At 40.7% G+C, this 636-nt stretch carries 1 pseudogene; it reads right to left on the reverse strand.

Going from position 1 to position 636, the window contains the following annotated elements:
* A pseudogene (locus tag CER18_RS10185) lies at positions 1-636 on the reverse strand (hypothetical protein); the annotation flags it as partial.

A 636-nucleotide genomic window follows, 5' to 3' on the forward strand; every position in this document is an offset into this window, starting at 1 on the left:
GTAAAAGCTTCTGCAACAGTGCTATAATCCTTTTCAGCCCCATTACCATTCTTATCAAAGACTTTAACTGTAAAAGTAGGCGCATTCCAAGCTCCATCCCTATAGCTAGCACCACCGCCAAAATAGCCTGCAACTGCATTGCTTATAGAATAAAGTTGAGCACCATTGATCGCATCCGTTGATGTTGCTGTAATTGAACCAGCACGAACACCTGAAAGAATCCGTGTCGCATTATCAATATTTGCAATACTTACCTTAGTGCCACTTACCTTTCCACCAATGGTAATAAGTCCTGCTGTATCTTGCTTAACAAGAGCATCACCTGTGCCATTAATGACCATATTTTCAATCTTTTTATCAAGATTTGTGAAAGAACTACTGACGCCAGTAAAAGCTTCTGCAACAGTGCTATAATCCTTTTCAGCCCCATTACCATTCTTATCAAAGACTTTAACTGTAAAAGTAGGCGCATTCCAAGCTCCATCCCTATAGCTAGCACCACCGCCAAAATAGCCTGCAACTGCATTGCTTATAGAATAAAGTTGAGCACCATTGATCGCATCCGTTGATGTTGCTGTAATTGAACCAGCACGAACACCTGAAAGAATCCGTGTCGCATTATCAATATTTGCAATA

The organism is Bartonella tribocorum (genome assembly GCF_002777915.1).
GTDB lineage: Bacteria > Pseudomonadota > Alphaproteobacteria > Rhizobiales > Rhizobiaceae > Bartonella > Bartonella tribocorum_A.